The 25,306-nt window shown below is 72.7% G+C and carries 21 protein-coding genes and 2 tRNA genes; 21 read left to right on the top strand and 2 right to left on the bottom strand.

Translation table 11 applies throughout. The features are described from left to right. The first annotated feature begins 37 nt into the window (after window positions 1-37). The 7 genes from EKH77_RS10365 (at window position 38) to obgE (ending at window position 11,548) form a co-directional block, all read left to right on the top strand. Window positions 38-1,609, top strand: a complete 1,572-nt coding sequence (locus tag EKH77_RS10365; RefSeq protein ID WP_126914119.1) for a CYTH and CHAD domain-containing protein — start codon at window positions 38-40, stop codon at window positions 1,607-1,609. 98 nt (window positions 1,610-1,707) lie between these two features. Then, window positions 1,708-3,633 (top strand): TIGR03960 family B12-binding radical SAM protein, encoded by a 1,926-nt coding sequence (locus EKH77_RS10360; RefSeq protein WP_126914118.1) that lies wholly within the window; start codon window positions 1,708-1,710, stop codon window positions 3,631-3,633. Window positions 3,634-3,788: 155 nt separating this feature from the next. Beyond that, a complete protein-coding gene (locus EKH77_RS10355; RefSeq protein ID WP_126917989.1) occupies window positions 3,789-4,568 on the top strand; it encodes a TIGR03936 family radical SAM-associated protein in 780 nt (259 codons plus the stop codon). A 217-nt stretch (window positions 4,569-4,785) separates the two neighbouring features. Beyond that, window positions 4,786-9,138: an Rne/Rng family ribonuclease gene (locus EKH77_RS10350; RefSeq protein WP_126914117.1), complete on the top strand. Its 4,353-nt coding sequence runs from the start codon at window positions 4,786-4,788 to the stop codon at window positions 9,136-9,138. 247 nt (window positions 9,139-9,385) lie between these two features. Further along, entirely contained in the window at window positions 9,386-9,706 is a 321-nt protein-coding gene (rplU, locus tag EKH77_RS10345) for a 50S ribosomal protein L21 (RefSeq protein WP_018538042.1), read from the top strand. A gap of 14 nt (window positions 9,707-9,720) precedes the next feature. Beyond that, complete coding sequence (gene rpmA / locus EKH77_RS10340) at window positions 9,721-9,975, top strand: 50S ribosomal protein L27 (protein WP_126914116.1); 255 nt, start codon at window positions 9,721-9,723, stop codon at window positions 9,973-9,975. Window positions 9,976-10,108: 133 nt separating this feature from the next. Then, a complete protein-coding gene (gene obgE, locus EKH77_RS10335; RefSeq protein WP_126914115.1) occupies window positions 10,109-11,548 on the top strand; it encodes a GTPase ObgE in 1,440 nt (479 codons plus the stop codon). 63 nt (window positions 11,549-11,611) lie between these two features. Here the strand turns inward: obgE and EKH77_RS10330 are convergent, their stop codons facing one another. Then, window positions 11,612-13,666: a hypothetical protein gene (locus tag EKH77_RS10330; RefSeq protein ID WP_126914114.1), complete on the bottom strand. Its 2,055-nt coding sequence runs from the start codon at window positions 13,664-13,666 to the stop codon at window positions 11,612-11,614. A 248-nt stretch (window positions 13,667-13,914) separates the two neighbouring features. On the opposite strand from EKH77_RS10330, the gene proB reads away from it, so the two are divergent. From proB to EKH77_RS10305, 5 genes are all read left to right on the top strand, one after another. Continuing rightward, window positions 13,915-15,069 carry a glutamate 5-kinase gene (gene proB, locus EKH77_RS10325; RefSeq protein ID WP_126914113.1) on the top strand — a complete coding sequence of 385 codons (1,155 nt, stop codon included), beginning with the start codon at window positions 13,915-13,917 and terminating at the stop codon, window positions 15,067-15,069. Between the two features lie 273 nt (window positions 15,070-15,342). Continuing rightward, window positions 15,343-15,807, top strand: coding sequence for a hypothetical protein (locus tag EKH77_RS10320; RefSeq protein WP_126914112.1), 465 nt, complete (start codon window positions 15,343-15,345; stop codon window positions 15,805-15,807). Between the two features lie 114 nt (window positions 15,808-15,921). Continuing rightward, the gene (locus EKH77_RS10315) at window positions 15,922-17,220 is read left to right on the top strand and encodes a glutamate-5-semialdehyde dehydrogenase (RefSeq protein WP_126914111.1); all 1,299 of its coding nucleotides are present in this window, start codon (window positions 15,922-15,924) and stop codon (window positions 17,218-17,220) included. A gap of 137 nt (window positions 17,221-17,357) precedes the next feature. After that, window positions 17,358-17,969 (top strand): hypothetical protein, encoded by a 612-nt coding sequence (locus EKH77_RS10310; protein WP_126914110.1) that lies wholly within the window; start codon window positions 17,358-17,360, stop codon window positions 17,967-17,969. Window positions 17,970-18,144: 175 nt separating this feature from the next. Further along, window positions 18,145-19,227: a hypothetical protein gene (locus tag EKH77_RS10305; RefSeq protein ID WP_126914109.1), complete on the top strand. Its 1,083-nt coding sequence runs from the start codon at window positions 18,145-18,147 to the stop codon at window positions 19,225-19,227. Window positions 19,228-19,266: 39 nt separating this feature from the next. On the opposite strand, the gene EKH77_RS10300 is transcribed toward EKH77_RS10305, so the two are convergent. Next, window positions 19,267-20,352: a M48 family metallopeptidase gene (locus EKH77_RS10300; protein WP_126914108.1), complete on the bottom strand. Its 1,086-nt coding sequence runs from the start codon at window positions 20,350-20,352 to the stop codon at window positions 19,267-19,269. A 91-nt stretch (window positions 20,353-20,443) separates the two neighbouring features. Between EKH77_RS10300 and EKH77_RS32985 the strand changes: the two genes are divergently transcribed. The 9 genes from EKH77_RS32985 to EKH77_RS10265 all read left to right on the top strand — a co-directional run bounded on the left by EKH77_RS32985 (window position 20,444) and on the right by EKH77_RS10265 (window position 25,306). Further along, the gene (locus EKH77_RS32985) at window positions 20,444-20,608 is read left to right on the top strand and encodes a hypothetical protein (protein ID WP_164737663.1); all 165 of its coding nucleotides are present in this window, start codon (window positions 20,444-20,446) and stop codon (window positions 20,606-20,608) included. A 187-nt stretch (window positions 20,609-20,795) separates the two neighbouring features. After that, on the top strand, window positions 20,796-20,957 hold the full coding sequence (locus tag EKH77_RS32980; RefSeq protein WP_164737779.1) for a hypothetical protein: 162 nt from the start codon (window positions 20,796-20,798) through the stop codon (window positions 20,955-20,957). 55 nt (window positions 20,958-21,012) lie between these two features. After that, window positions 21,013-21,624, top strand: a complete 612-nt coding sequence (gene nadD / locus EKH77_RS10295; RefSeq protein ID WP_126914107.1) for a nicotinate-nucleotide adenylyltransferase — start codon at window positions 21,013-21,015, stop codon at window positions 21,622-21,624. 46 nt (window positions 21,625-21,670) lie between these two features. Further along, window positions 21,671-23,320, top strand: coding sequence for an LCP family protein (locus EKH77_RS10290; RefSeq protein ID WP_126914106.1), 1,650 nt, complete (start codon window positions 21,671-21,673; stop codon window positions 23,318-23,320). Window positions 23,321-23,427: 107 nt separating this feature from the next. Next, the gene (rsfS, locus tag EKH77_RS10285; RefSeq protein WP_126914105.1) at window positions 23,428-23,868 is read left to right on the top strand and encodes a ribosome silencing factor; all 441 of its coding nucleotides are present in this window, start codon (window positions 23,428-23,430) and stop codon (window positions 23,866-23,868) included. Continuing rightward, the gene (locus EKH77_RS10280) at window positions 23,865-24,518 is read left to right on the top strand and encodes a histidine phosphatase family protein (protein ID WP_126914104.1); all 654 of its coding nucleotides are present in this window, start codon (window positions 23,865-23,867) and stop codon (window positions 24,516-24,518) included. Before rsfS ends, EKH77_RS10280 begins: the two co-directional genes overlap by 4 nt. Window positions 24,519-24,675: 157 nt before the next feature. Further along, window positions 24,676-24,748 (top strand) — tRNA-Ala (locus EKH77_RS10275). A gap of 123 nt (window positions 24,749-24,871) precedes the next feature. Continuing rightward, window positions 24,872-25,105, top strand: a complete 234-nt coding sequence (locus EKH77_RS10270) for a hypothetical protein (protein ID WP_126914103.1) — start codon at window positions 24,872-24,874, stop codon at window positions 25,103-25,105. Between the two features lie 128 nt (window positions 25,106-25,233). Continuing rightward, a tRNA-Ala gene (locus EKH77_RS10265) sits at window positions 25,234-25,306 on the top strand.

Here is a 25,306-nt window from a genome sequence, read left to right as displayed (position 1 = left end):
CTGCCGCCCGTGCCGTTCGCGCACTAGATTCGGCGTCATGGCGGACACCGTGAGAGAGATCGAGCGGAAGTACGAAGCCGGGAAGGATACGGGCGCGGCCCGGCTCCCGGACCTGAGCGGGGCCGCGTCCGTCGCGTCCGTCACCGACGAGGGCGTGCGCGAGCTCGACGCCGTCTACTACGACACCGCCGACCTGCGACTCGCCGCGGCCGGCATCACCCTGCGCCGCCGCACGGGCGGCCCGGACGAGGGCTGGCACCTCAAACTCCCGGTCGCCGCACCGGCCACCCCTGGAGCGCGCGACGAGATCCGCGCGCCCCTGACTGTCTCCGTGATACCGCGCGCCCTCGCGGCGCTGGTCCGCTCCCGGACCCGGGACGTCCCCCTGGCTCCGCTGATGCGGATCGTCTCGCGCCGGGAGGTCCGCCGTCTGCTCGCCGAGGACGGCACCCCCCTCGCCGAGGCCAGCACCGACACGGTCACCGCCACCCGCCTCACGGGTGACGGCCAGGGCGAGAAGGCCACCGCCCACTGGACCGAGATCGAGATCGAGCTCGCCGAGGGCGCCGATCCCGCCCTGTTCGACACCCTCGAACCCCTGCTGCGCAAGGCCGGCCTGAGATCCTCCAAGGCGCCCAGCAAGCTCGCCCGGGCCCTGCGCGAGACCGGCCTCGGCGACCCCCGGCGCCGCCCCGCCGCCGCCCCGCCCGCCGGGGCCCGCGCCGGCGACCACGTCCTGGCCTTCCTGCGCGCGCAGGTCGAGGCCGTCGTCGCCCTCGACCCCGGCGCCCGGCTCGGCACCGAGGACGCCGTCCACCAGATGAGGGTCGCCACCCGCCGCATGCGCGCCGCCTTCCGCAGCCACGGCAAGGTCCTCGACCGCCGGACCACCGACCCGCTCGCCCAGGAACTGAAGTGGCTCGCCGACGAACTGGGCGTCGACCGCGACCGCGAGGTCCTCGCCGAACGGCTGCGCGACCGCCTCGACGAACTCCCGCGCGCCCTCGTCCGGGGCCCCGTCCGCGCCCGGCTGCGCACCTGGTCCACCAGCAGCCGCAGAGGCTCCCGGCGGCGCCTGACCGCCGTGCTCGACGGCAACCGCTACCTGGCCCTCCTGAACCGCCTCGACGCCCTCCTCGCCGACCCGCCCCTGCGCGACGCCGCCGCCGGACCACCGGGCGCCGTGCTGGCCAGGGCGATGCTCCGCGACTACGGCCGGCTGGCCGGCAGCGTCGAGCACGCCCTCGCCACCGCTCCCGGCCACGACCGCGACACCGCCCTCCACGACGCCCGCAAGGCGGCCAAACGCGCCCGCTACGCCGCCGAGTCCGCCACCCCGGCGCTGGGCAAGGGGGCGAAACGATTCGCCGCGCAGATGAAGTCCGTCCAGACCCTGCTGGGCGACCACCAGGACAGCGTCATGGCCCGCGGCGCCCTCCGCGCCATCGCCGCCGAGGCCGAGGGCGCGGGGGAGCCCACCTTCACCTTCGGGGTGCTCTACGGGCGCGAGGAGGGCCTCGCCGAACGGGACGAACGGGAGCTGCCGGGGCTGTGGGAGCGGATCTCGGCCCAGGTCTCGGCCGAGGCCGCGGCCCTCCCACCGGCCTGACCTGCCCAGATCTTGGCCGTCCTGCTCGGGGCAGTGCTCCTCGCGCGGCACGTTACGCTAGAGAGTCGCACTGTGCCCGCTCACGAAGGTTCGCCCAGATGACTGCCGAATCGGTCTTCCCACAGCTCGAGGCCCTGCTCCCGCATGTGCAGAAGCCCATCCAGTACGTCGGTGGCGAGCTGAACTCCACCGTCAAGCCCTGGGAGGAGTGCGACGTCCGCTGGTGCCTCATGTACCCGGACGCCTACGAGGTCGGGCTCCCCAACCAGGGCGTCATGATCCTCTACGAGGTCCTCAACGAGCGCGAGGGCGTCCTCGCCGAGCGCACCTACAGCGTGTGGCCCGACCTCGAGGCCCTGATGCGCGAGCACGACGTGCCGCAGTTCACTGTGGACAGCCACCGGCCGGTCAAGGCGTTCGACGTCTTCGGCCTCAGCTTCTCCACCGAGCTCGGCTACACCAACATGCTCACCGCCCTGGACCTCGCCGGGATCCCCCTGGAGGCCAAGGACCGCACGATCGACGACCCGATCGTCCTCGCCGGCGGCCACGCGGCCTTCAACCCCGAGCCCATCGCGGAGTTCATCGACTGCGCCGTGATCGGCGACGGCGAGCAGGCCGTGCTGGAGATCACCGAGATCATCCGCGCCTGGAAGGCCGAGGGCCGCCCCGGCGGCCGCGACGAGCTGCTGCTGCGCCTCGCCAAGACCGGTGGCGTGTACGTCCCGCGCTTCTACGACGTCGAGTACCTGCCCGACGGCCGTATCGCCCGTGTCGTGCCCAACCAGTCGGGCGTGCCGTGGCGGGTGTCCAAGCACACCGTCATGGACCTCGACGAGTGGCCCTACCCCAAGCAGCCGCTGGTCCCGCTGGCCGAGACCGTCCACGAGCGGATGTCCGTGGAGATCTTCCGCGGTTGTACGCGTGGCTGCCGCTTCTGCCAGGCCGGCATGATCACGCGCCCCGTGCGCGAGCGCAGCATCACCGGCATCGGCGAGATGGTCGAGAAGGGCCTCAAGGCGACCGGCTTCGAGGAGGTCGGCCTGCTGTCGCTGTCCTCCGCCGACCACACCGAGATCGGCGAGGTCGCCAAGGGCCTGGCCGACCGCTACGAGGCGGACAAGATCGGCCTCTCCCTGCCGTCGACCCGCGTCGACGCGTTCAACGTCGACCTGGCGAACGAGCTGACCCGCAACGGCCGCCGTTCCGGTCTGACGTTCGCCCCCGAGGGCGGCTCCGAGCGCATGCGCAAGGTCATCAACAAGATGGTCTCGGAGGAGGACCTCATCCGGACCGTCGCCACCGCCTACGGCAACGGCTGGCGCCAGGTGAAGCTGTACTTCATGTGCGGCCTCCCCACCGAGACCGACGAGGACGTGCTCCAGATCGCCGACATGGCGACGAACGTCATCGCCAAGGGCCGCGAGGTGTCGAAGTCCAACGACATCCGCTGCACCGTCTCCATCGGCGGTTTCGTGCCCAAGCCGCACACCCCCTTCCAGTGGGCGCCGCAGCTCTCCGCCGAGGAGACCGACGCCCGCCTGGAGAAGCTCCGCGACCGGATCCGCGGCGACAAGAAGTACGGCCGTTCCATCGGCTTCCGCTACCACGACGGCAAGCCCGGCATCATCGAGGGCCTGCTCTCCCGCGGTGACCGCCGTATCGGCGCCGTCATCCGCGCCGTCTACGAGGACGGCGGCCGCTTCGACGGCTGGCGCGAGCACTTCTCCTACGACCGCTGGATGAAGTGCGCCGAGGCGACGCTGCCCGAGCAGGGCGTCGACGTCGACTGGTACACCACCCGCGAGCGCACCTACGAGGAGGTCCTGCCCTGGGACCACCTGGACTCCGGTCTCGACAAGGACTGGCTCTGGGAGGACTGGCAGGACGCGCTCGACGAGACCGAGGTCGAGGACTGCCGCTGGACCCCGTGCTTCGACTGCGGCGTCTGCCCGCAGATGGACACCCACATCCAGATCGGCCCGACGGGCAAGAAGCTGCTGCCGCTCTCCGTGGTCAAGTGAGCCCCGTCCGGTGACGGGGGCGTGCGGGGCCGAACCCCGCACGCCCCCGTACCACCGGACCGGCGCGCGTACGCTGGGCAGCAGCACGACCGCACTCACTGAAGGAAAGAACACTGGGCAAGCGACAGCCCGAAGGACCGCCGCCCGCACCCGTGGTGCAGCGCATCCGACTGCGCTACACCAAGCGCGGCCGCCTTCGGTTCACCAGCCACCGCGATTTCCAGCGCGCCTTCGAGCGGGCGCTGCGGCGCGCCGAGGTGCCCATGGCGTACTCGGCGGGCTTCACCCCGCACCCCAAGGTCTCCTACGCCAACGCCGCTCCCACCGGCACGGGCAGCGAGGCCGAGTTCCTGGAGATCCAGCTCGCCGAGGTCCGTGACCCCGCGCACCTGCGGGCGCTCCTCGACGATTCGCTGCCGGCCGGGCTCGACATCGTCGACGCGGTCGAGGCCCACACGTCCTCGTTCGCCGACCGGCTGCAGGCCTCCGTGTGGGAGCTGCGCCTCGACGGCGTCGAGGTCGCGGACGTCCGGCGCGCGGTGGAGGGGTTCCTGGCGGCGGAGACCGTCGAGGTCCAGCGCCGTACCAAAAACGGGTTGCGAACCTTCGACGCGCGTGGCGCGGTGGCCCGACTCGAGGCCCTCGACGCTCCGGCCGATAGGCCGGGCGACGGTGCCTGTGCGATACTGCGGCTGGTTGTTCGGCACGTGACACCTGCCGTACGACCCGACGACGTCCTGTCCGGTCTCCGCGCTGTGGCCGACCTGGCGCCGCCGGTCCCCGCAGCGGTGACCAGGCTGGCGCAGGGGCTGCTCGATGAGGAGTCCGGCACGGTGACCGACCCGCTCGCGCCCGACCGCGACGCCGCCCCGGCCGCCCCACCCACGGCCGCCGGGCCCAGCGCCGCGCAGCAGGTGCCGGAAGGTTCCCTTTAGGGACTCGTCGCCGCGCCGCCGCGCCACCAGGGAGCCACCCGGTCCGGCAGGTGCACTGACCAGGAGACTTTCGCCGGTGCCGTGACACTCGGAACCGGCGAGCGAGAACAGCTCCCGTGCGGCGATCGCGCCCCGGGCCGCGGTACCGCGCTCATCACGCGGTGTCGTGGCCGGAATCCGGCGCGGCGCCCGGGAGCGTGACGGGAGAACCGCCCGCATGCTCGAAGCCATTGAGCCCAAGGAGCCGGGGGCCGCGCAGAGCGTTCCCGGCAACAACAACGATGACTCGCCCAGCGACACGCTGCCGCCGCGCCGCCGTCGCCGGGTCGCGTCCCGCCCCGCGGGTTCGCCCGTGACCTCCGGCGCGTCCGAGGCCCCGGCCGAGGCCGCCGCGCCGGCCGCCGAGGCCGCCGCCCCGGAGACCCCGGCGCGCCCGCGCCGCCGTGCCACGCGCAAGACGGCGGCCTCGGCCGCCGTCGAGCCCGCGACGGCCGCGTCGCCCGAGGCCGCCCCGGCCGAGGAGGCGCCTGCCGCCGTGGCCGAGGCCGAGGAGGCCCCCGCCCGTACCCGCCGTCGTGCCACGCGCAAGGCGACGGCTCCCGCCGGTGCCCCGCAGGCCGCCGAGGCCGTCGTGCCCGCCGCCGAGACCGTGACCGAGGCCGAGGAGGCTCCGGCCGCCCCCGCCCGTACGCGTCGTCGTGCCACCCGTAAGGTGTCCGCCCCGGCGGGTGCCCCGCAGGGTGCCGAGGCCGTCGAGCCGGCCGTCGAGGCCGCTCCGGAGGCCGCGCCCGTCGAGGCCGCCACCCCCGAGACCCCCGCGCGTCCGCGCCGCCGCGCCACTCGCAAGGCGACGGCTCCGGCCGGTGCGCCGCAGGTCGCCGAGGCCGTCGTGCCCGCTGCCGAGCCGGCCGTCGAGGAGGCGCCCGCCGCCGCCGTGGCCGAGGAGGCCCCCGCCCGTACCCGCCGTCGTGCCACGCGCAAGGCGACGGCTCCCGCCGGTGCCCCCCAGGCCGCCGAGGCCGTCGTGCCCGCCGCCGAGCCGGTCGCCGAGGAGGCGCCCGCCGTGGCCGAGGTCGAGGAGGCGCCCGCCGCCCCCGCCCGTACGCGCCGTCGCGCCACCCGTAAGGCGTCCGCCCCGGCGGGTGCCCCGCAGGCCGCCGAGGCCGTCGAGGCCGACGTCGTCGTGCCCGTCGCCGAGGTCGAGGTCGAGGCCGAGGAGGAGCCGGAGGAGGCTCCGGCCGCCCCTGCCCGTACGCGTCGTCGTGCGACGCGCCGCGCGTCCGCCCCGGCCGGTGCGCCCAAGGCCGCCGAGCCCGTCGAGGCCGAGGCCGCTGAGCCGGTCGCCGAGGAGGCGCCCGCCGCCGAGGTCGAGGAGGCTCCGGCCGCCCCTGCCCGTACGCGTCGTCGTGCCACGCGCCGCGCGTCCGCTCCGGCGGGTGCGCCCAAGGCCGTCGAGGCCGTCGAGCCCGTCGAGGAAGAAGCTGTCGAGGCCGTGACCGAGGCCGAGGAGCCCGAGGTCCGTCCCGGCCGTACGCGCCGTCGTGCCACCCGTAAGGCGACGGCTCCGGCCGGTGCCCCGCAGGTCGCCGAGGTCGTCGCCGAGGCCGAGGAGGAGCCGGAGGAGGCCCTGGAGGCCGCCGCCGAGCCCGTCGCCGAGGAGGCGCCGGCCCGCGCGGCCCGTACGCGTCGCCGTGCCACGCGCGCCGCCGGTACCGCCGAGGCCGCCGCTCCGGTGGAGGAGGCCCCCGAGGGCGGCCGTCGCCGCCGTGCCGTGCGTCCGCCGTCGGCCGTCTTCCAGGCGCCGGTCTTCGCCGAGCCGATGTTCCAGACGCCGGAGACCGCTGCCGCCGCCGCTGCCGCCGAGGCCGCCCCGCCCGTCGTCGAGCGGACGGAGGAGGTCGCCCCGCAGGCTCCCGCCGAGGAGCGCGGCCGTCGTCGCCGCCGCCGTCGTGGCGAGCCCGCCGAGCCGGTCGCCCGGGTCGTCGAGGCCGCCCCGGAGGAGCCCGAGGCGCTGGAGGAGCAGGCCGAGGAGGCCGTCGCCGAGGACGAGGAGCTGGGCGAGCGCCCGTCGCGCCGCCGTCGTCGCGGTGGCCGCCGTCGCCGTCGTGGCGAGGCCGCGGAGGCCGAGGGCTTCGCGGAGGAGGCTCCGGCCGAGGAGGTCGCCGAGCCCGCCGACGAGGAGCCCGAGGACGAGGAGGAGGCCGAGGAGTCGGCGCTCTCGTCCGCCGGCAGCCGTCGTCGTCGCCGTCGCCGTCGGCGCAGCGGTGAGGCCCTGGAGGCCGAGCCGGGCGTGGACGAGCCGGAGCGCACGGTCGTCAAGGTCCGCGAGCCGCGCGAGCGCGCCGCCCGCACCGAGGGCGGCACGGGCTTCGACGAGGTCCAGTCCATCAAGGGCTCGACCCGTATGGAGGCCAAGAAGCAGCGCCGCCGCGAGGGCCGTGAGCAGGGCCGCCGCCGGGTGCCGATCATCACCGAGGCCGAGTTCCTGGCCCGCCGCGAGGCCGTCGAGCGGGTGATGGTCGTGCGTCAGCACGGCGACCGCACGCAGATCGGTGTGCTCGAGGACAACATCCTCGTCGAGCACTTCGTCAACAAGGAGCAGGCCACCAGCTACGTCGGCAACGTCTACCTGGGCAAGGTCCAGAACGTGCTGCCGTCGATGGAGGCCGCGTTCGTCGACATCGGCAAGGGCCGCAACGCCGTCCTGTACGCGGGCGAGGTCAACTTCGAGGCGCTCGGCATGGGCAACGGCCCGCGCCGCATCGAGACCGCGCTGAAGTCCGGCCAGTCCGTGCTCGTCCAGGTCACCAAGGACCCGATCGGCCACAAGGGCGCCCGGCTCACCAGCCAGGTCTCCCTGCCCGGCCGCTACCTGGTCTACGTGCCCGAGGGCTCGATGACCGGCATCAGCCGCAAGCTGCCCGACACCGAGCGCGCGCGCCTGAAGCAGATCCTCAAGAAGATCGTCCCCGAGGACGCGGGCGTCATCGTGCGCACCGCCGCCGAGGGCGCGAGCGAGGACGAGCTGCGCCGTGACGTGGAGCGTCTCCAGGCGCAGTGGGAAGAGATCAAGAAGAAGTCCAAGCAGATCTCGACGAGCGCGCCGAGCCTGTTGTACGGCGAGCCGGACATGACCGTCCGGGTCGTCCGCGACATCTTCAACGAGGACTTCTCCAAGGTCATCGTGAGCGGTGACGAGGCGTGGCAGACCATCCACGGCTATGTCTCGCACGTCGCCCCCGACCTGGCGGACCGGCTGCAGAAGTGGACGTCGGAAGTCGACGTCTTCGCCACGTACCGGATCGACGAGCAGCTGTCGAAGGCGCTGGACCGCAAGGTCTGGCTGCCCAGCGGCGGCTCGCTGGTGATCGACCGGACCGAGGCGATGGTCGTCATCGACGTCAACACCGGCAAGTTCACCGGTCAGGGCGGCAACCTCGAGGAGACGGTCACCAGGAACAACCTGGAGGCGGCCGAGGAGATCGTGCGCCAGCTGCGGCTGCGCGACCTCGGCGGCATCATCGTGATCGACTTCATCGACATGGTGCTGGAGTCCAACCGGGACCTGGTGCTGCGGCGCCTGCTGGAGTGCCTGGGCCGGGACCGGACGAAGCACCAGGTCGCCGAGGTGACGTCGCTGGGCCTGGTCCAGATGACCCGTAAGCGGGTGGGCCAGGGCCTGCTGGAGTCCTTCTCCGAGTCGTGCGTCCACTGCAACGGCCGCGGTGTGATCGTCCACATGGAGCAGCCGTCCTTCGTGGGCGGTGGCGGCGGCGGTGCCGTCGGTGGCAAGCGCGGCAAGAAGAAGGGCAAGGCCGCGGCCGAGCCGGTCGTCGAGGCCGCTCAGGCCGTCGCCGAGGCTCCCGCCGAGGCGCCCGAGCTGGAGCCGGTGACGGTGGCCGAGGCGGATCTGGTGCCCACGGTCGCCGGTGACGACGAGTGGTTCGGCAGCCCCGCCGAGGCCGAGGCGGCCGCCCGCAGCCGCGGTGGCCGTACGCGCCGCCGGGCGACCCGCAGGGTGTCCGCGCCGCAGGCCCCGGCCGAGCCGGAGGTCGTGGTGGTGGAGGCCGCCCCGGTCGAGCCCGCCCCGCGGCCCGAGCCCGAGGCGGCGCCCGCGCCGGCCGTCGAGCCCGAGGCCGTGCCGGAGGCCGTCGTCGAGCCGGTGGCCGAGGTGGCCGCGCCGGCCCGTACGCGCCGTCGTGTCACCCGTAAGGCGTCCGCTCCGGCGGGTTCGCCGGCCGGGGCCGAGGACGCCGCGGTGCTCGTCGTCGCCGCGCCGGAGCCCGAGGTCGTCGCCGAGGAGCCCGTGGTGGTGGCCGAGGCCGACGTCGAGGTGATGGCCGACGCGGAGCCCGAGGCCGCCCCCGCCAAGAAGACGGCCCGTAAGACGGCCGCCAAGAAGGCGACGGCGAAGAAGGCGACCACGGCCAAGAAGGCGGCGGCGAAGAAGACCACCACCGCCAAGAAGGCGACGGCGAAGAAGACGGCCACCAAGACGGCCGCCAAGAAGGCGCCCGCCAAGCGGACGACGAAGAAGGCCGTGGCGGCCGAGCCCGCCGCGGAGGACTGAGTCACCGTCCTCGCCGGGGCGGGCCCTTGACGGCCCGCCCCGGCGAGGGGGTCGGTTTGACCCCCTGGTCAAGGCCCCGTAACCTTGACCGTCGGTGTCTGTGCAAACCTGTGCGACACCGAAACCCCTGAGCAAACACCTCCCGGCCTCGCCGGGGGAGGCCGCTCGTCCTTTCAGGATCGTCATGGGCCCCGCCCGTGCGAGCGGCTGGCATCAGAGGTCCGTTCCTAGCGAGAGAGAGTTCCGCGTGTACGCGATCGTGCGCACCGGCGGCCGTCAGCAGAAGGTTGCTGTCGGCGACGTCATCGAGGTTGACCGTATTTCCACCAGCAAGGTCGGCGACACCGTCGAGCTCTCCACGCTGCTGGTCGTCGACGGTGACGCTGTCACCAGCGACCCCTGGGTCCTGGCCGGCGTGAAGGTTCAGGCCGAGGTTGTCGACCACCACAAGGGCGACAAGATCCGGATCCAGAAGTACAAGAACAAGACCGGTTACAAGAAGCGCATCGGTCACCGCCAGCTGCACACCGCGCTGAAGATCACCGGCATCGACGCCCCGGCGAAGTAAGGGACTGACACAAAATGGCACACAAGAAGGGCGCATCGTCCACCCGGAACGGTCGCGACTCCAACGCTCAGCGGCTCGGCGTGAAGCGCTTCGGCGGTCAGCTCGTCAACGCCGGTGAGATCCTGGTCCGCCAGCGCGGCACCCACTTCCACCCGGGCGCCGGTGTCGGCCGCGGTGGCGACGACACCCTGTTCGCGCTGAACGCCGGTGCGGTGCAGTTCGGCACCCACCGTGGCCGCAAGGTCGTCAACATCGTCCCGGTCGCCTGATCATCTGATCAGCACACCGTAGAGCGATGAGCGAGGGCGGGCCTCGCTTCCCCGGCGGGGAAGCAGGTCCGCCCTTGTCGCGTTACAACAGAGACATTCCCGCACTTATCTGCGTATCTGGAGGCACCCCGCTATGACCACCTTCGTGGACCGCGTCGAGCTGCATGTCGCCGCGGGTAACGGAGGCCACGGCTGCGCCTCCGTGCATCGCGAGAAGTTCAAGCCCCTCGGTGGCCCCGACGGCGGCAACGGCGGCCGTGGCGGTGATGTGACGCTGGTCGTCGACCAGGCCGTCACCACGCTTCTGGAGTACCACCACAGCCCGCACCGCAAGGCCACCAACGGCAAGCCCGGCGAGGGCGGCAACCGCTCCGGCAAGGACGGCACGGACCTGGTCCTGCCGGTCCCGGACGGCACGGTCGTCCTCGACCGGAACGGCAACGTCCTCGCGGACCTCGTCGGCCAGGGCACCACCTACGTCGCCGCCCAGGGCGGCCGCGGCGGCCTCGGCAACGCCGCGCTGGCCTCGGCCCGCCGCAAGGCCCCCGGCTTCGCCCTGCTGGGCGAGCCCGGCGACGCCCAGGACATCGTCCTGGAGCTGAAGACCGTCGCCGACGTGGCCCTGGTCGGCTACCCGAGCGCGGGCAAGTCCTCGCTGATCTCGGTGCTCTCCGCGGCCAAGCCGAAGATCGCGGACTACCCCTTCACGACCCTCGTCCCCAACCTGGGCGTGGTCACCGCCGGCGCGACGGTCTACACCATCGCCGACGTCCCCGGCCTGATCCCCGGCGCCAGCCAGGGCAAGGGCCTGGGCCTGGAGTTCCTGCGCCACGTCGAGCGCTGCTCGGTGCTGGTGCACGTCCTGGACACCGCGACGCTGGAGTCCGAGCGCGACCCGCTGAGCGACCTCGACGTCATCGAGGCCGAGCTCAAGGAGTACGGCGGCCTGGAGAACCGGCCCCGTCTCGTCGTCCTCAACAAGGTCGACATCCCTGACGGCCAGGACCTCGCCGAGATGGTCCGCCCCGAGCTGGAGTCCCGCGGCTACCGGATCTTCGAGGTCTCGGCCGTCTCCCGCCACGGCCTGAAGGAGCTCTCCTTCGCGCTGGCCGACATCGTGGCGCAGTCGCGTGCCGCGAAGCCGAAGGAGGAGGCGACCCGCATCGTCATCCGCCCGAAGGCCGTCGACGACGCGGGCTTCACCGTCACCCAGGAGGAGGACGGCCTCTTCCGCGTGCGCGGCGAGAAGCCGGAGCGCTGGGTGCGCCAGACCGACTTCAACAACGACGAGGCCGTGGGCTACCTGGCCGACCGCCTCAACCGCCTCGGTGTCGAGGAGCAGCTGATGAAGGCCGGTGCCCGCGCGGGCGACGGCGTGGCCATCGGCCCCGAGGACAACGCGGTCGTCTTCGACTGGGAGCCCACGATGCTCTCCGGCGCCGAGATGCTGGGCCGCCGCGGTGAGGACCACCGCTTCGAGGCCCCGCGCCCGGCGGCGCAGCGCCGCCGCGACAAGCAGGCGGAGCGCGACGAGTCGGACCAGGAGTACGAGGGCTTCGACCCGTTCGCTTAAATCTTGTCCTCAAACGCCGGACGGGCTGACTTTGTCAGCCCGTCCGGCGTTTTTCGTGGGCGCTCAGCCGCCTTGGGCGGTCTCCGACTCCTCGGCCGCCGCGAGGCGAGGGGACGGGATCTCCGAGGCGCGGGCCTCCATCCGGGCCCGGCGCTCGTCCGACTTCGCGGCCAGCGCCAGCGCCGCCGCGTTGAAGCGGGTCAGTGAGGGCGGGTCGGCCGGGCCGAGCAGCCGGACCTTCAGCTCCGCGCGTGCCGCCGCCAGGTGGTCGAGAGCGGGGTCGCGGACGGCCGCGAGGAGCGCGGGGACGCCCTCCGCGCCCGGCGTGAGGATCGTCGCCGCGCCGACGGTGGGGAAGGCCGCCCGGAACTCCTCCTCCGTCAGCCCGCTCGTATTCGCGACCGCATAGGGCTTCTCGCTCATCAGGTAGTCGGACACGACGCTGGAGACATCGCTGATCAGCAGATCCGAGCGGTTGAAACAGCCGAAGAGCGAGGGACGGGCCTCGGTGACGACCTGGTGCTCCCACTCCGGCAGCGAGGCCCAGTAGGCCTCCTCCCAGGCGGCCGTGGCGGCCTCGACGGTCTCGGCGCGGCCCTTCTCCGGCGTGGACTGGAGCAGCATCCGCTCGATCTCGTCGGCGCTGTCGCGGAAGTGGCAGGTGGTGAGCCGGTCCAGTTCGGCCGTGCGGCGGGCGAGTTCGGCGGCCGCCGCCGGCCCGGGGCGGGGTCCGGAACGTTCGGCGGCGGCCTGGCGGATCAGCGCCTGGACGCGCTGGTCGGCACGGGCCGCGCGCGGGTCGACGGAGCCGGTCATGGGGTGCGGCTTGTACAGCAGGCGCACACCGGGGTCGGCGAGCAGGGCGCGCACGATGTTCTCCCCCGCGAGGATGACCGAGGTGTTGCCGGGGTTGCCGTCCCAGCCCTCCCACGTGGGGGCGTAGAGGACGGTCAGGTACGGCCCGGCGGGCGCGCCGCCGGCGGCCGGTGCGATCGGCGCCAGTTGGGGGCGGCCCACCTCGACGACGTCCTTGTCCTCCACGCCGATGTCGGCGAGCTGGTAGCGCTCCCGGGCGGCGGGGCCCGCGACCCACACCTCGTCGTAGGCCTTCGCGTAGGGGTTGCAGCTGGAGAGCTTGTCGCTCTCGCCGTGGTTGACGAAGGCGTGCTTGATGGACGGCATGCGCAGGACCTGCGAGGTCTTACCGGAGTTGGCCGGGTGCAGCATCATCTTCAGCGTGGACTTCTCCAGGGCCATCAGATGGACGACCTTGGGGATGCACAGCACGGGCACGTCGGTGGCCTCGATCTTCTGCATCATGAACCGCTCGCGCAGCACGATCAGCGGACTGCCGTCCAGCGCGCCCATGGTCGAGAGCCACATGTTCGCCTGGTACGCCGAGGTGGTCCCGCCGGAGAAGTACATGCCCATGGTAGGGCGGTAGTCCGCCAGCCAGCGGTCCAGCCACTCCAGCGCCCGCGCCTCGTCGACCGGCCGGTTCCCCGGGCGCAGCCAGTCGGCCAGGTACGCGGTGCCGCCGAGCGCGCAGGCGAGCGCGGCGCTGACGCCCGCCACGGCCCAGAACTCCTCGCCGGTGGCGGCGGCCGTCAGCATCCCGGCCGTGGCCGGGACGGCGAAGCGCAGCAGCCGGCGGCTGTGCTGACGGGCCAGCAGCCGTGGTGGCGCGGAGGTCAGCCGCAGTCCGGTGGTGTCGATGTTCCGGGTGAGGAAGGGCAGGGTGCGGCTGCGGCGGACGAGGATCGCGGTGACCTGGCAGGCGAGGTGGGCGCCGTAGAAGAGGACCAGCCCCGCGACGACGGGTGCGTAGTCGCGGGGCGCGTCCTCGCCGCCCAGGCGCAGCAGGCCGAGCAGGATCAGCATGTCGCGTTGGAGCTGCCGGACCATGACATCGAAGCGGATCTTGCCGAGCACGGCGACCAGCCCCGGGTCGCGGTGCTGGAGGAGGAGGTCGAGCGCGAGGGCGGCCGCCGAGGAGGAGATCAGCAGGGTGGCGTCCGGCAGCAGGGCGCCGACGAGCTGGGCGACGAACAGGGCCAGCATCGAGAGCAGCGCCGCGAGCTGTGCCGCCCGGCGGGAGGCTGTTCCGGCAGAAGGCACGGGAAGGCTCCTGGCAGGAGTGCGTGGGGGATGCGTGGGGGAGTGGCCGTCGTGGACCGTCGATGGGCACCACGGAGTGAACGATCGGTGACAGACCGTATGACGGTGGCAGGCCGGCGGGCAATCTTCCATCCGGCCGATCAGCCCAAAACGGCGGCGAACGGACGCAATCGTCAGACGGTAGATTTGCGGGTCCGGAAGAGTCCGCCGACCGGCGGCGCATCGGTGATCACAGGGGTGTACGTACGTTGACTGGGGCAGAGCAGCCGGAGGAGGTCCGGCGGGAGGTCGTCGCGGCCCGCAGGATCGTGGTCAAGGTGGGGTCCTCCTCACTCACCACTGCGGGTGGAGGACTGGACGCGGACCGGGTTGACGCGCTCGTTGACGCTCTGGCCAAGACTCTGGCCGCGCGGGGCGCGGGCGAGAAGGAGATAGTCCTGGTCTCCTCCGGCGCCATCGCCGCCGGCCTGGCCCCGCTGGGCCTTCCCCGTCGCCCCCGCGACCTGGCCCGGCAGCAGGCCGCGGCCAGCGTCGGGCAGGGGCTGCTGGTCGCCCGGTACACGGCCTCCTTCGCCCGCTACGGGCGCCGGGTCGGCCAGGTGCTGCTGACCACGGACGACACCAGCCGCCGCGCGCACTACCGCAACGCCCGCCGGACGCTGGACCAGCTGCTGGCCATGGGCGCGGTGCCCGTCGTCAACGAGAACGACACCGTCGCCACGGACGAGATCCGCTTCGGTGACAACGACCGGCTGGCGGCGCTCGTCGCGCATCTCGTGCGGGCCGATCTGCTGATCCTGCTCTCGGACGTCGACGGCCTGTACGACGGCGACCCCAGCATCCCGGGCACCTCCCGGATCGCCGAGGTCATCGGCGAGAAGGACCTGGAGGGCGTCTCCATCGGCAGCGCGGGCAAGGCCGGCGTGGGCACCGGAGGCATGGTCACCAAGGTCGAGGCCGCCCGGATCGCCGCCGCGGCCGGCATCCCCGTGGTCCTCACCTCCGCCAGCCAGGCCGCCGACGCCCTGCGCGGGCGCCCCACCGGCACGTACTTCCACCGCACGGGCCGGCGCTCCGCCGACCGGCTGCTGTGGCTCGCGCACGCCTCCACGCCGCAGGGTGCCCTGACCCTGGACGAGGGGGCCGTGCGCGCCGTCGTCGAGGGCACCGGCTCGCTGCTGCCGGCGGGCATCGCGGCGGTCGAGGGCGAGTTCAGCGCGGGCGACCCGGTGGAGCTGCGGGATCCGGCGGGCCGGGCCGTGGCGCGCGGTCTGGTGACCTACGACGCCGGGGAGATCCCCCAGCTGCTGGGCCGCTCCACTCGCGACCTGGCGCGCGAGCTGGGCCCGGGCTACGAGCGCGAGGTCGTCCACCGCGACGACCTGGTCGTGCTGCGCGCCTGAGCCCGGTCGTACCGCGCGGCTCAGCGCGGTCGTGCCGCGCGCCTGAGCGCCGCGCTTCCGGTCGCGAATGCCGTGTCCCTGACGGGCGTTAACCACGGAGGACAGGGTCCCGGTAAGTCCAGCCTTTCCATGGACCCTTTCCGTAAAACCGTCACGCGGCCGCCCGCCGACTGGTCAACTTTGATACACGGGGCCGTCGTCGGACGGGCGGTCCCACGGCACCACACGGCTCCGCCGCACGCGCGCGGAGCGGCGAGCAACAGGAGGCCGCCGGTGAGACGAGGGCGCCCGGGGGCGCTGCCCCGAGGCACGGCTGGGCGGACACTGACCAGCGTCGGGACGGCCGGGACGGACGACAGGCCGGGGGAGAGGACCGAGACCGCCGCGAGCGGCGCGCCCTCGCGGCTGTGGCACATCACCCTCAGCGTCTCGGGCACCGAGGCGCCGCTGGGGGAGGTCCGGCGGGCGCTGGAGCAGCTCGCCCACGACCACCCGTTCCTGCTGACCAGCCGCTACGCCAACGATCACGCGGAGATCCGCTACTGGGAGGAGGCGCGCGACCTCCACGACGCGGCGGCCGTGGCGCTGCGGCTGTGGGGCGAGCACCGGTCCACGGCCAGGCTGCCGCCGTGGGAGATCGTCGGCCTCGAGGTCATCGACCGTGAGACGTATCACCAGCGGGTCGCCGAGGGCTACGGCCCGCTGCCGGCCACCCCGGTGGGGGTGCACCCCTTCTGAACCGCCGCCGACGGAACTGATCGCCGCTGATCGCGGAGGGGCGCACGTGGTCGCGGCCGTCCCGGAGTGTGGAATTCCGGGTGGTCGCGGCCCGCCCGCGGTTAGGCTGCGGCCATGAGCAGCGTTTTCCCCTCCCCCCTCGCCGACCCCATGCCGCAGTCCCCGGTGCTGCGTGCCGCCTACCGCGCCCGTGCCGCGGCCGCCGAGCTCGCGCCACTGCCGCGCTCGGTGAAGGACGAGGCGCTGCTGGCGATCGCCGACGCGCTGGAGGTCCGTACCCGCGAGATCGTCGAGGCCAACGCCGAGGACGTCGAGAAGGCCCGGGCCGCCGGTACGAGCGAGAGCGTGGTCGACCGGCTCACCCTCACCCCCGAGCGGGTGCGGGCCATCGCCAAGGACGTCCGGGACGTGGTGGCGCTGCCCGACCCGGTGGGCGAGGTCGTGCGCGGCTCCACGCTGCCCAACGGCATCGACCTGCGCCAGGTGCGGGTGCCGCTGGGCGTCGTCGGCATCATCTACGAGGCCCGGCCGAACGTGACCGTCGACGCCGCCGCCCTGTGCCTGAAGTCCGGCAACGCCGTGCTGCTGCGCGGCTCGTCCTCCGCGTACGCCTCCAACACCGCCCTGGTGCGGGTGATCCGTGACGCCGTGGGCGGCGCGGGGCTGCCGGCCGACGCGGTGCAGCTGGTGCCGGGCGAGAGCCGGGACTCCGTACGGGAGTTGATGCGCGCCCGGGGCATGGTCGACGTGCTCATCCCGCGCGGCGGCGCCTCCCTGATCCGCACGGTCGTCGAGGAGTCGACCGTCCCGGTGATCGAGACGGGCACGGGCAACTGCCATGTGTACGTCGACGCCGAGGCCGACCTGGACATGGCCGTGGAGATCCTCGTCAACTCCAAGGCCAGCCGCGTCAGCGTCTGCAACGCCGCCGAGACCCTGCTGGTGCACCGGGACATCGCGGAGCGCTTCCTGCCGCCCGCCCTGGAGGCGCTGGCGGCGGCCGGCGTGACCGTCCACGGCGACGAGCGGGTGGTGGAGCTGGCGAAGGGCTCCCCGGCCACGGTCGTGCCCGCGACGACCGAGGACTGGGAGACCGAGTACCTCTCGTACGACATCGCCGCCGCCGTGGTGGACGACCTGGACATGGCCGTGCGCCACATCCGGCTGTGGACCTCCGGGCACACCGAGGCGATCGTCACCACCTCCCAGGCGGCGGCCCGCCGCTTCACCCAGCTGGTGGACTCCACCACGGTCGCGGTCAACGCCTCGACCCGGTTCACCGACGGAGGTCAGTTCGGTTTCGGCGCCGAGATCGGCATCTCCACGCAGAAGCTCCACGCGCGCGGCCCGATGGGACTGCCCGAGCTGACGTCGACGAAGTACATCGTCACGGGCGACGGCCACGTGCGCTAGCCACTCCGGGCGGCGGGCCCACGGCGAGTGCGCGGTGGGCCCGTAGCGGGCCGGCGGTAGGCGCGCGGTGGGCCCGCGGTGGGCCGAATTCCCGTACCGGCCGCGCGGATTGACCGGTTCGGGTCTACGCTGGACGGGTGCCGGACGACGTGGGGGGCAAGCCGTTCCCGGACGGCGAGGAGCCCGACAGCCACCTCCGTGGGGGCGCGGACGACCCGTTCGCCTCCATGGTCTTCGACGAGGAGTTCGTGCGGTCCGCGACGATCCACGAACCCTCCGCGGTCGAGCGGACGCTCGCCGCCGACCGGGCCCGCGCCGAGGCCGACGCCGCGCGCTCCCGGCCCGGCGGCGGCTCCGCCGACGACGATCCGTACGACGAGGCGCGCGGCGGCCCGGCCGGCCACCACGGCCGGCTGAACGGGCCGCGGGGCCTGGCCCGCGATCTCGACCCGGACGACGCCTACGGCCCCTACGGGCGCTACGGCATCGCGCGCGGGCCCTACCGGGGGCACGCCCGCTGGCAGCGCCCGGTGGCCTGGGTGCTCGCCGTCGTCATGGGCATAGGCGTGATCGCCCTCGCCTTCACCGCCGTCTACCGGGGCGGCTCCTCGGGCGGCCGGCAGAGCCCCGCCCCGCCGCCCGCGACCACGGGCGTGGACGCCCAGGTGGGGGAGGCCCGGGTGCCGCTGCCGTCGGTCTCGGCGGACTCCGAGCCGCCGGTGGCGTCGGCGGTGCCTCCCTTCCGCTGAACCGGTCACCGAAAGTGATTTCTCGTTCTCTGGAAGTCGCTTTCTGTTATTCCGTGACCGATCGCAGGAGTCCTGGCCAAGGCTCGGGTTCCCCCGCCCGGCCGCTTGAAATCTCGTCGGAACTTGTCGTGTACCAGGGCGTTTACCGAAGCCGCCACGGACCTACTCTTGAGATATGAACGGGCCTGGAGACCCCCCTGAGGGCACGCCCGAGGGCCCCCAGGGAGGCGGTGACGAGGAGTACCGATCCGTCGTCTTCGACGAATCGTTCGTCCGGGCTGCCCGCCTCCAGGAGTTCTCCGCCCGCGAGCGGATGGACGATCACGCCCCCGCCGTCCGCACCCGCCACGCCTGGGCCCGCGTCAGCGCCTCCCGGCAGGTGCTGCTGCTGGTGATACTGATCGCCCTCGCCTTCGGCACCGCCGTCTACATGGGGCTGCGCCACCCGTACAAGGAGCCGAAGCCGCCCGCCGCCGAGGCGCTGCGGATCGCCATCGTCCCCCTCGCCCCGCGCGATCCGGTGCCCGGCGCCCCCGCCGCGAGGGACCTTTTCGACAACAGCCCGGCCGGCCGGCTGCGCGACGGAGTCGAGGGCGTCACCCTTCCGGCCGCACGGCGCACCCAGAATTTCTCCGAGAGCCTGGTGATGGCCGCGCTCGCCACGGCCAAGGAATACACGGTCAAGTCCGCGCTCGACCCGGGCGTGCTCGTCGGCGGCAACCAGCGGGCCGTACGGCTGCTGCTCGCCCCCTCCCAGCTGGAGCAGTTCGACCGCAGCTTCAGCCGTCCCGCCGACGACGGGCAGCACGCCGCCACCGGCTGGCTGGTCCGCTTCGACCCGGGCCAGGTGGCCCTCGCCGACCGGACCGTCCGCAGCCAGGGCACGTTCACGGTCGTGGAGGCGTCCCCGGCCGCACTGGAGGTCTCCTCCGACCACACGTTCGTCTACGCCCTCCGCCCGGCCGCCAAGGCGGGCGCGACGGACGTCTCGCTGTTCGTCGTACGGCGCATGCTGCGCTTCCGCTTCGACCGGGACGACCTCCAGGAGCACCACGTCCAGGTGCTGCAGAGCCAGACGCAGGCCGGTCCGGAGTCCTGCTCGGCGGAGGACGCGTCCTTCCTGCGGCCGCTGTTCGCGGGCGAGAAGGCCGCGACGGAGGGCCCTGCGGGCACCGACCCCTACGCGACGGGCGCCACGACGACCGACCTCTGCGGCACCCTGGCGCCGTCGGCCCAGCCGACGCCGCCCCGGCACTGAGGGGCCGGCGTCCTGCCGGCTCTACGGCGCGTCTCGGCTCTACGGCGCGTCGTTCTTGGGCGCGTCGTTCTTCGGCGCGTCGCCCTTGGGGCCGGGCCCGCGTCCGAAGAGCTTGCCGCCCAGGTCGCTCGCCCCGCCCGCGATGTCCCGCACCAGCCCCATCAGCGGGTCCTTGCTCGCCCGCACCGACTCCGCGTAGTGGTTCGCCGACTCCCGGAAGGAGTCGCTCACCGAGGCGTCCTTGTCGTCCTCGCGCCGCGCGTAGTGGCCGTCCATGATCCGCTGGTAGTCGCGGCTCTCGGACCACTTCTTCAGCTCCGCCGCGCGCACCGTGGTGAACGGATGGCTGCGCGGCAGCACGTTCATGATCTTCAGGACGGAGTCGCGCAGGTCGCCGCCACGCTCGTACTCCTCGGCCTGGGCGAGGAACGCGTCCACGTTCATCTCGTGGAGGTGGTTGCCGCCCGCGACCTTCATCAGGCCGCGCATCGAGGCCCGCGGATCCTGCCCCACCAGCAGCCCCGCCCGGTCCGCCGACAGCTCCGACTTCCGGAACCACTCGCGCAGCGCCGTCACGATCGCCGCCACCGCCATCCCGCCCAGCGGGATCCAGGCGACCTTGACCGCCATCTCGGTCAGGAACAGCAGGATCGTGCGGTACACCGCGTGCCCGGACAGCGCGTGGCCGACCTCGTGGCCCACGGCCGCCCGCATCTCCTCCTCGTCCAGCAGCTCCACCAGGCCCGTCGTCACCACGATGACCGGCTCGTCCAGACCCACGCACATGGCGTTGGGCCGGGGATCCTGCGTGACGTACATCGGCGGGACCTTCGGCAGGTCCAGGACGGCACAGGCGTCCAGCAGCATCGCGTGCAGATGCGGGAACTGCAGCTCTCCCACCCGCACCGAATCCGACAGGAACAGCAGCCGCAGACTGCGCTCCGGCAGCAGCCCGCTCAGCGCCTTGAACACCGTGTCGAAACCGCTCAGCCTGCGCAGCGCCACCAGGGCGGAGCGATCCGCCGGGTGCTCGTAGGCCCGCGAGGAGATGCCGGGGAACCGCCTGCGGTCCCGGCCGGGCAGCCGCTCCGGGCCCCCGGGCACGTACTCCTGGCTGTCGCTCATCGAGACCCCCTGACATCGGCCGGCCGCGGTCCGCACCGGGCTTTCCGGACCCCAGCCTAGGCCGTGCCACCGACATGGCTACCGTGGAGGCATGCCCGACATCACCGCTCTCGCCGCCCATCCCGGACTCACCGAGGTCCTCGCCGTCTCCAAGGGGGACCAGGGCCCCGGCGCCCTGCTGCGCACCGTCCTGATCGTCGGGATCGTGGGCGTCCCCCTCGTCGCCTGGTTCCTGCTGCGCGGCTATCGCAAGTAGCGGCTATCGCGAGTAGCCGCCGGAGCCCTCACTGGAGCCCCCGCCTGTCGGCCCCGGTGACGCTCCGGTGGCGGGCCCGTCGGCCCGGACACGTGGAGTCGGCGTGAGCTCCGCATAAGGGCCCGCATACGATGTGGCAGAAGTCTCCAACCGTTAACCCGATCCCTCCCGGATAGGTTCTGCCGACGTGAATATCGCCACCGCCCACAGCGCCCTGGTCTCCCTCGCCGCCGAGGGCCACCACGTGGACAACCACGAGAGCCTCAGCCCCGCCATCACCGGTGGCTCCGCGCTGGTCATCCTGCTGCTCCTGCTGTGGATCACCACTCGTTTCAACCGCGACCGCTGATCCCACCGGTCCCTGGCGAAACGGCGTGGAAACGCGCCCAGTAGGGTCTGCACGCATGGGAGAGCAGACAGAGCCCGGGAAGCGGCGGCTCGGAGTGATGGGCGGGACGTTCGATCCCATCCACCACGGTCACCTGGTCGCCGCGAGCGAAGTGGCCGCGCAGTTCCACCTGGACGAGGTGGTCTTCGTGCCCACCGGGCAGCCGTGGCAGAAGAGCCACCGCGCGGTGTCCCCCGCCGAGGACCGCTATCTGATGACGGTGATCGCCACCGCGTCCAATCCGCAGTTCTCGGTCAGCCGGATCGACATCGACCGCGGTGGCCCCACCTACACCACGGACACCCTCCGTGAGCTGCGGAATCTGAACGAGAACGCGGACCTGTTCTTCATCACCGGCGCCGACGCCCTCGCGCAGATCCTCACCTGGCGGGACACCGAGGAGCTCTTCTCGCTGGCCCACTTCATCGGCGTCACCCGGCCGGGCCACATACTGGCCAACCCGGGGCTGCCCGAGGACCGGGTCTCCTTCGTGGAGGTCCCCGCCCTCGCCATCTCCTCCTCCGACTGCCGCGCCCGTGTGGCGCAGGGCGAGCCCGTCTGGTACCTCGTGCCCGACGGTGTGGTGCGCTACATCGACAAGCGCAAGCTGTACCGTCACGACGGCTGAACCGCACGACGGCCGGCTCCGGCCCGCCGGCCACCGAGGGGCACTGGTGAACGACCGACAGGACCCGTACGCGCACGACCCGTACGCGCAAGCGCAGGTTTTTGGCTACGACGCCTATGGCCAACCGGTGTACCGGCCGGACGCCCCGGAGCGCGTGTACGACGCCTACGGTCAGCCGCTCCAGCAGCAGACGCACGGCTACGACCCGTACCCCGCACAGCCCCAGCAGCCGCAAACGGCGTACGACCCCTACGCGACGCAGACCCAGCAGACGCAGCAGGCCCAGCAGGAGTGGATCCCCCGGCAGACGGGCCCTGTGGGCCAGGGGGAGCCCGTCGGCCAGGGGGAGCGGGAGGGGACGGCGGATGGCCGCATCCCGGAGCCCCGGCTCGCGGCCGACTCCGCAGCAGACCCCGCACCCGGCTCCGCGCCGGAGGCGGACGCGGACGCGGACGCCTACCGGACCGAGCAGTTCTCCTTCATCGAGGAGCCGGACGAGGGCTCCGAGGACGTCATCGACTGGCTCAAGTTCAGCGAGAGCCGCACCGAGCGCCGCGACGAGCGCAAGCGCAAGGGCCGCAACCGCGTCGTCGCCCTCGCCGTGGTGCTCGTCCTCGCGCTGGGCGGCGGCATCGGCTGGTTGCTCCTCTCCGGAGGAGAGGAGAAGAAGAGCACGGCGGCCGCGGCGGGAGCGCAGAAGCGGGACGTGATCGTCGTGCATCTGCGGCAGACCCAGGGCGGCGACAGTTCCACCGCCCTGCTGGTCGACAACGAGACCAGCAAGAAGGCCACCACCCTCCTCCTGCCGAACTCGCTGGGGCTCACCACCAAGGAGGGCGGCACCGCCACGACGCTCGGCAAGGCCGTCCAGGACGCCGGCACCGGGGCGACCAGGGACGCCCTGAACACCCTGCTCGGCGCGGACATCAAGGGCAGCTGGCGGCTGGACACCCCCTACCTGGAGAACCTGGTCGAGCTCGTCGGCGGCATCACGGTCGACACGGACGCGACCGTGCCCGGCGCCAAACAGGGCGACGGCCCGCTGGTCGAGCAGGGCAAGGGCAAGACCCTCGGCGGCCGGGCCGCGGTCGGCTACGCCACGTACCGGGCCACCGGCGAGGACCAGGGCCGGCAGCTGGCCCGGTTCGGCCAGGTCATGCAGGCGGTGCTGCGGAAGATGTCCACTGACCCGCAGGCGGCTACCACGACCGTCGATTCCCTGGCCCAGATCCCCGACCCCTCGCTCTCCGTCCAGCAGCTCGGCGCCTCCCTGGCCCACCTCGCCGAGAAGGCCAAGGAGGGCTCGTACGCCACCTCCGTCCTGCCCGTGAAGGCGGACGGGGCGCTCGGTGGCCAGGCGGCCGACACCATGGTCAAGGACGTCCTCGGCGGCACGGTGCGCGCCACCGCCAAGGGCGCGCCGCCCCGGGTGAGCGTGAAGAACGCCACAGGGTCGGCCGCCGCGTCCGGAACGGCGCAGGTGGCGCTGGTCAACGGCGGCTACACCTACGTCGACGGCGGCGCCCCGGGCACGGCGGAGGCGGCCTCCTCGGTGACCTACGCGGACGACGCCCGGGCAGCCGAGGCCAAGGAGGTCGCCAGGACGCTGGGCCTGCCGGAGAAGGCCGTGCGCAAGGACACGGGGGCGGGCAACGCGGACGTCGCCGTGGTCCTGGGCAAGGACTACAAGGGCTGAGGGGAAGGCGTCCGGGCGTGGAGGACGCGGCGGAAAAGGCCGGGAGGGCCGTCGGCGGGTCGTGAGACCCTTGAGACGTACTGACCCTCTTTACGAAAGCATGGCTTGTGACCGCCACGGACCGCTCCATCGAGCTCATCCAGGCCGCCGCCCAGGCTGCCGCCGACAAGCTCGCGCACGATGTCATCGCCTATGACGTCAGCGACGTACTGTCGATCACCGACGCCTTCCTGCTGGCCTCGGCCCCCAACGACCGCCAGGTCAAGTCGATCGTCGACGAGATCGAGGAGCGGCTGCTCAAGGAGCTCGGCGCCAAGCCGGTGCGCCGCGAGGGCGACCGCGACGCCCGCTGGGTGCTCCTGGACTACGTCGACATCGTCGTGCACGTCCAGCACAGCGAGGAGCGCGTCTTCTACGCCCTGGAGCGGCTGTGGAAGGACTGCCCGGAGATCGAGCTGCCCGCCGACGCCGTCGCCACCCGCGGCAAGGCCGAGGAGCACGCCCGTGACCAGGCCGCCGGCGGCGACCTGGACGGAGACCTGAGCTGAACGGCCGCCCTGGCGGCCGGGGCCGCCGGCTCGTGCTGTGGCGGCACGGCCAGACCGCGTGGAACGTGGAGCGCCGTTTCCAGGGCACCACGGACATCGAGCTGACCGGCACCGGTGTCGCCCAGGCGCGCCGGTCCGCCCGGCTGCTGGCCGCGCTGCGGCCCGACGCGATCGTCGCCTCCGACCTGGGCCGCGCCAAGGCCACGGCGGCCGAGCTGGCGGCCGTCACGGGCCTCACGGTCACCCACCACGCCGAGCTGCGGGAGACCTACGCGGGCGCCTGGCAGGGGCTGACCCACGAGGAGATCGCCGAGCGCTACGGCGAGCAGTACGCGGCGTGGAAGCGCGGCGAGCCCGTGCGGCGCGGCGGCGGCGAGCTGGAGACCGAGGTCGCCGACCGGGCGGCGCCGGTCGTGCTGTCGCATGCCGAGAAGCTCCCCGACGGCGGCACGCTCGTCGTGGTCAGCCACGGCGGCACGATCCGCACCACCATCGGCCGGCTGCTGGGCCTGGAGGCCCGCTCGTGGGAGGCGCTGGGCGGCCTCTCCAACTGCTGCTGGTCCGTGCTGGGCGAGGGTGCGCGCGGCTGGCGGCTGCTGGAGCACAACGCCGGGACGCTGCCCGAGCCGGTGCTCGGCGACGACGACTGAGCGGCGAGTGACGCGCCCGCCGGGGCCGTCGAGGTGCCAGTCGTGGCCAGTCGTGGGGCCACCGGGGCTCGATTTCACATCTGGGCAGGTCACAGGCTAAAGTTCTTCTTGTTCGCGGGGAACGCGGGGGAAAACCTCCGGGGAAACCGAGAACAGCGGGGCTATAGCTCAGTTGGTAGAGCGCCTGCATGGCATGCAGGAGGTCAGGAGTTCAATTCTCCTTAGCTCCACAGTTACGACGATCCCGTCTCCCCTCCCGGGGAGGCGGGATTGTTGCTGTTCCGGCGCGGTCCCGTGGCAGAATCGGACACCCGGGAGCGAGCGGGGCCGAGGGGGAGGGGAGGAGCGCGGTCATGGGTGCTCACAGCCGGAAGTGCGACTGGTGCGGCAGCGGCACGCCGATCGTCCGCGACATGGAGCCGCTCAACTCCGCATACCAGTACTGGTGCGTGGAGTGCGCGCGGGCGCTGATCATAAAAGGCGACCCTATCGAGACCTACCGGGAGCTCGAGGGCGAGCCGATCTACGGACGACTGCTCGACGAGCACTGTGCCCTCAAGCGGTTCTACTCCTTCGTCACCGCGTGAAAATCGGTCATACCGGGGCGTTGTGGGATGCCCGATGAACCGATTTGGCAGATGGGGGGGAGGTCCGTGTAATGTAATCCGTGTCGCCAGGGAGACCGCGAGGAAAACCCGGGCGGAAAACAAAACAAGGGGCTATAGCTCAGTTGGTAGAGCGCCTGCATGGCATGCAGGAGGTCAGGAGTTCAATTCTCCTTAGCTCCA

It is taken from the genome of Streptomyces luteoverticillatus (assembly GCF_003970715.1).
Taxonomy (GTDB): domain Bacteria; phylum Actinomycetota; class Actinomycetes; order Streptomycetales; family Streptomycetaceae; genus Streptomyces; species Streptomyces abikoensis.
The sequence above is the reverse complement of the archived record's forward strand: the minus strand, read 5'-3'. Positions and strand labels throughout refer to the sequence as shown.

Bases quoted from the DNA above. Each gene is read 5' to 3' on its own strand.
- EKH77_RS10365 (WP_126914119.1), top strand. From the start codon at position 38: ATGGCGGACACCGTGAGAGAGATCGAGCGGAAGTACGAAGCCGGGAAG.
- EKH77_RS10360 (WP_126914118.1), top strand. From the start codon at position 1,708: ATGACTGCCGAATCGGTCTTCCCACAGCTCGAGGCCCTGCTCCCGCAT.
- EKH77_RS10350 (WP_126914117.1), top strand. From the start codon at position 4,786: ATGCTCGAAGCCATTGAGCCCAAGGAGCCGGGGGCCGCGCAGAGCGTT.
- rpmA (WP_126914116.1), top strand. From the start codon at position 9,721: ATGGCACACAAGAAGGGCGCATCGTCCACCCGGAACGGTCGCGACTCC.
- obgE (WP_126914115.1), top strand. From the start codon at position 10,109: ATGACCACCTTCGTGGACCGCGTCGAGCTGCATGTCGCCGCGGGTAAC.
- EKH77_RS10315 (WP_126914111.1), top strand. From the start codon at position 15,922: ATGAGCAGCGTTTTCCCCTCCCCCCTCGCCGACCCCATGCCGCAGTCC.
- EKH77_RS10305 (WP_126914109.1), top strand. From the start codon at position 18,145: ATGAACGGGCCTGGAGACCCCCCTGAGGGCACGCCCGAGGGCCCCCAG.
- EKH77_RS10300 (WP_126914108.1), bottom strand. From the start codon at position 20,352: ATGAGCGACAGCCAGGAGTACGTGCCCGGGGGCCCGGAGCGGCTGCCC.
- EKH77_RS32985 (WP_164737663.1), top strand. From the start codon at position 20,444: ATGCCCGACATCACCGCTCTCGCCGCCCATCCCGGACTCACCGAGGTC.
- nadD (WP_126914107.1), top strand. From the start codon at position 21,013: ATGGGAGAGCAGACAGAGCCCGGGAAGCGGCGGCTCGGAGTGATGGGC.
- EKH77_RS10270 (WP_126914103.1), top strand. From the start codon at position 24,872: ATGGGTGCTCACAGCCGGAAGTGCGACTGGTGCGGCAGCGGCACGCCG.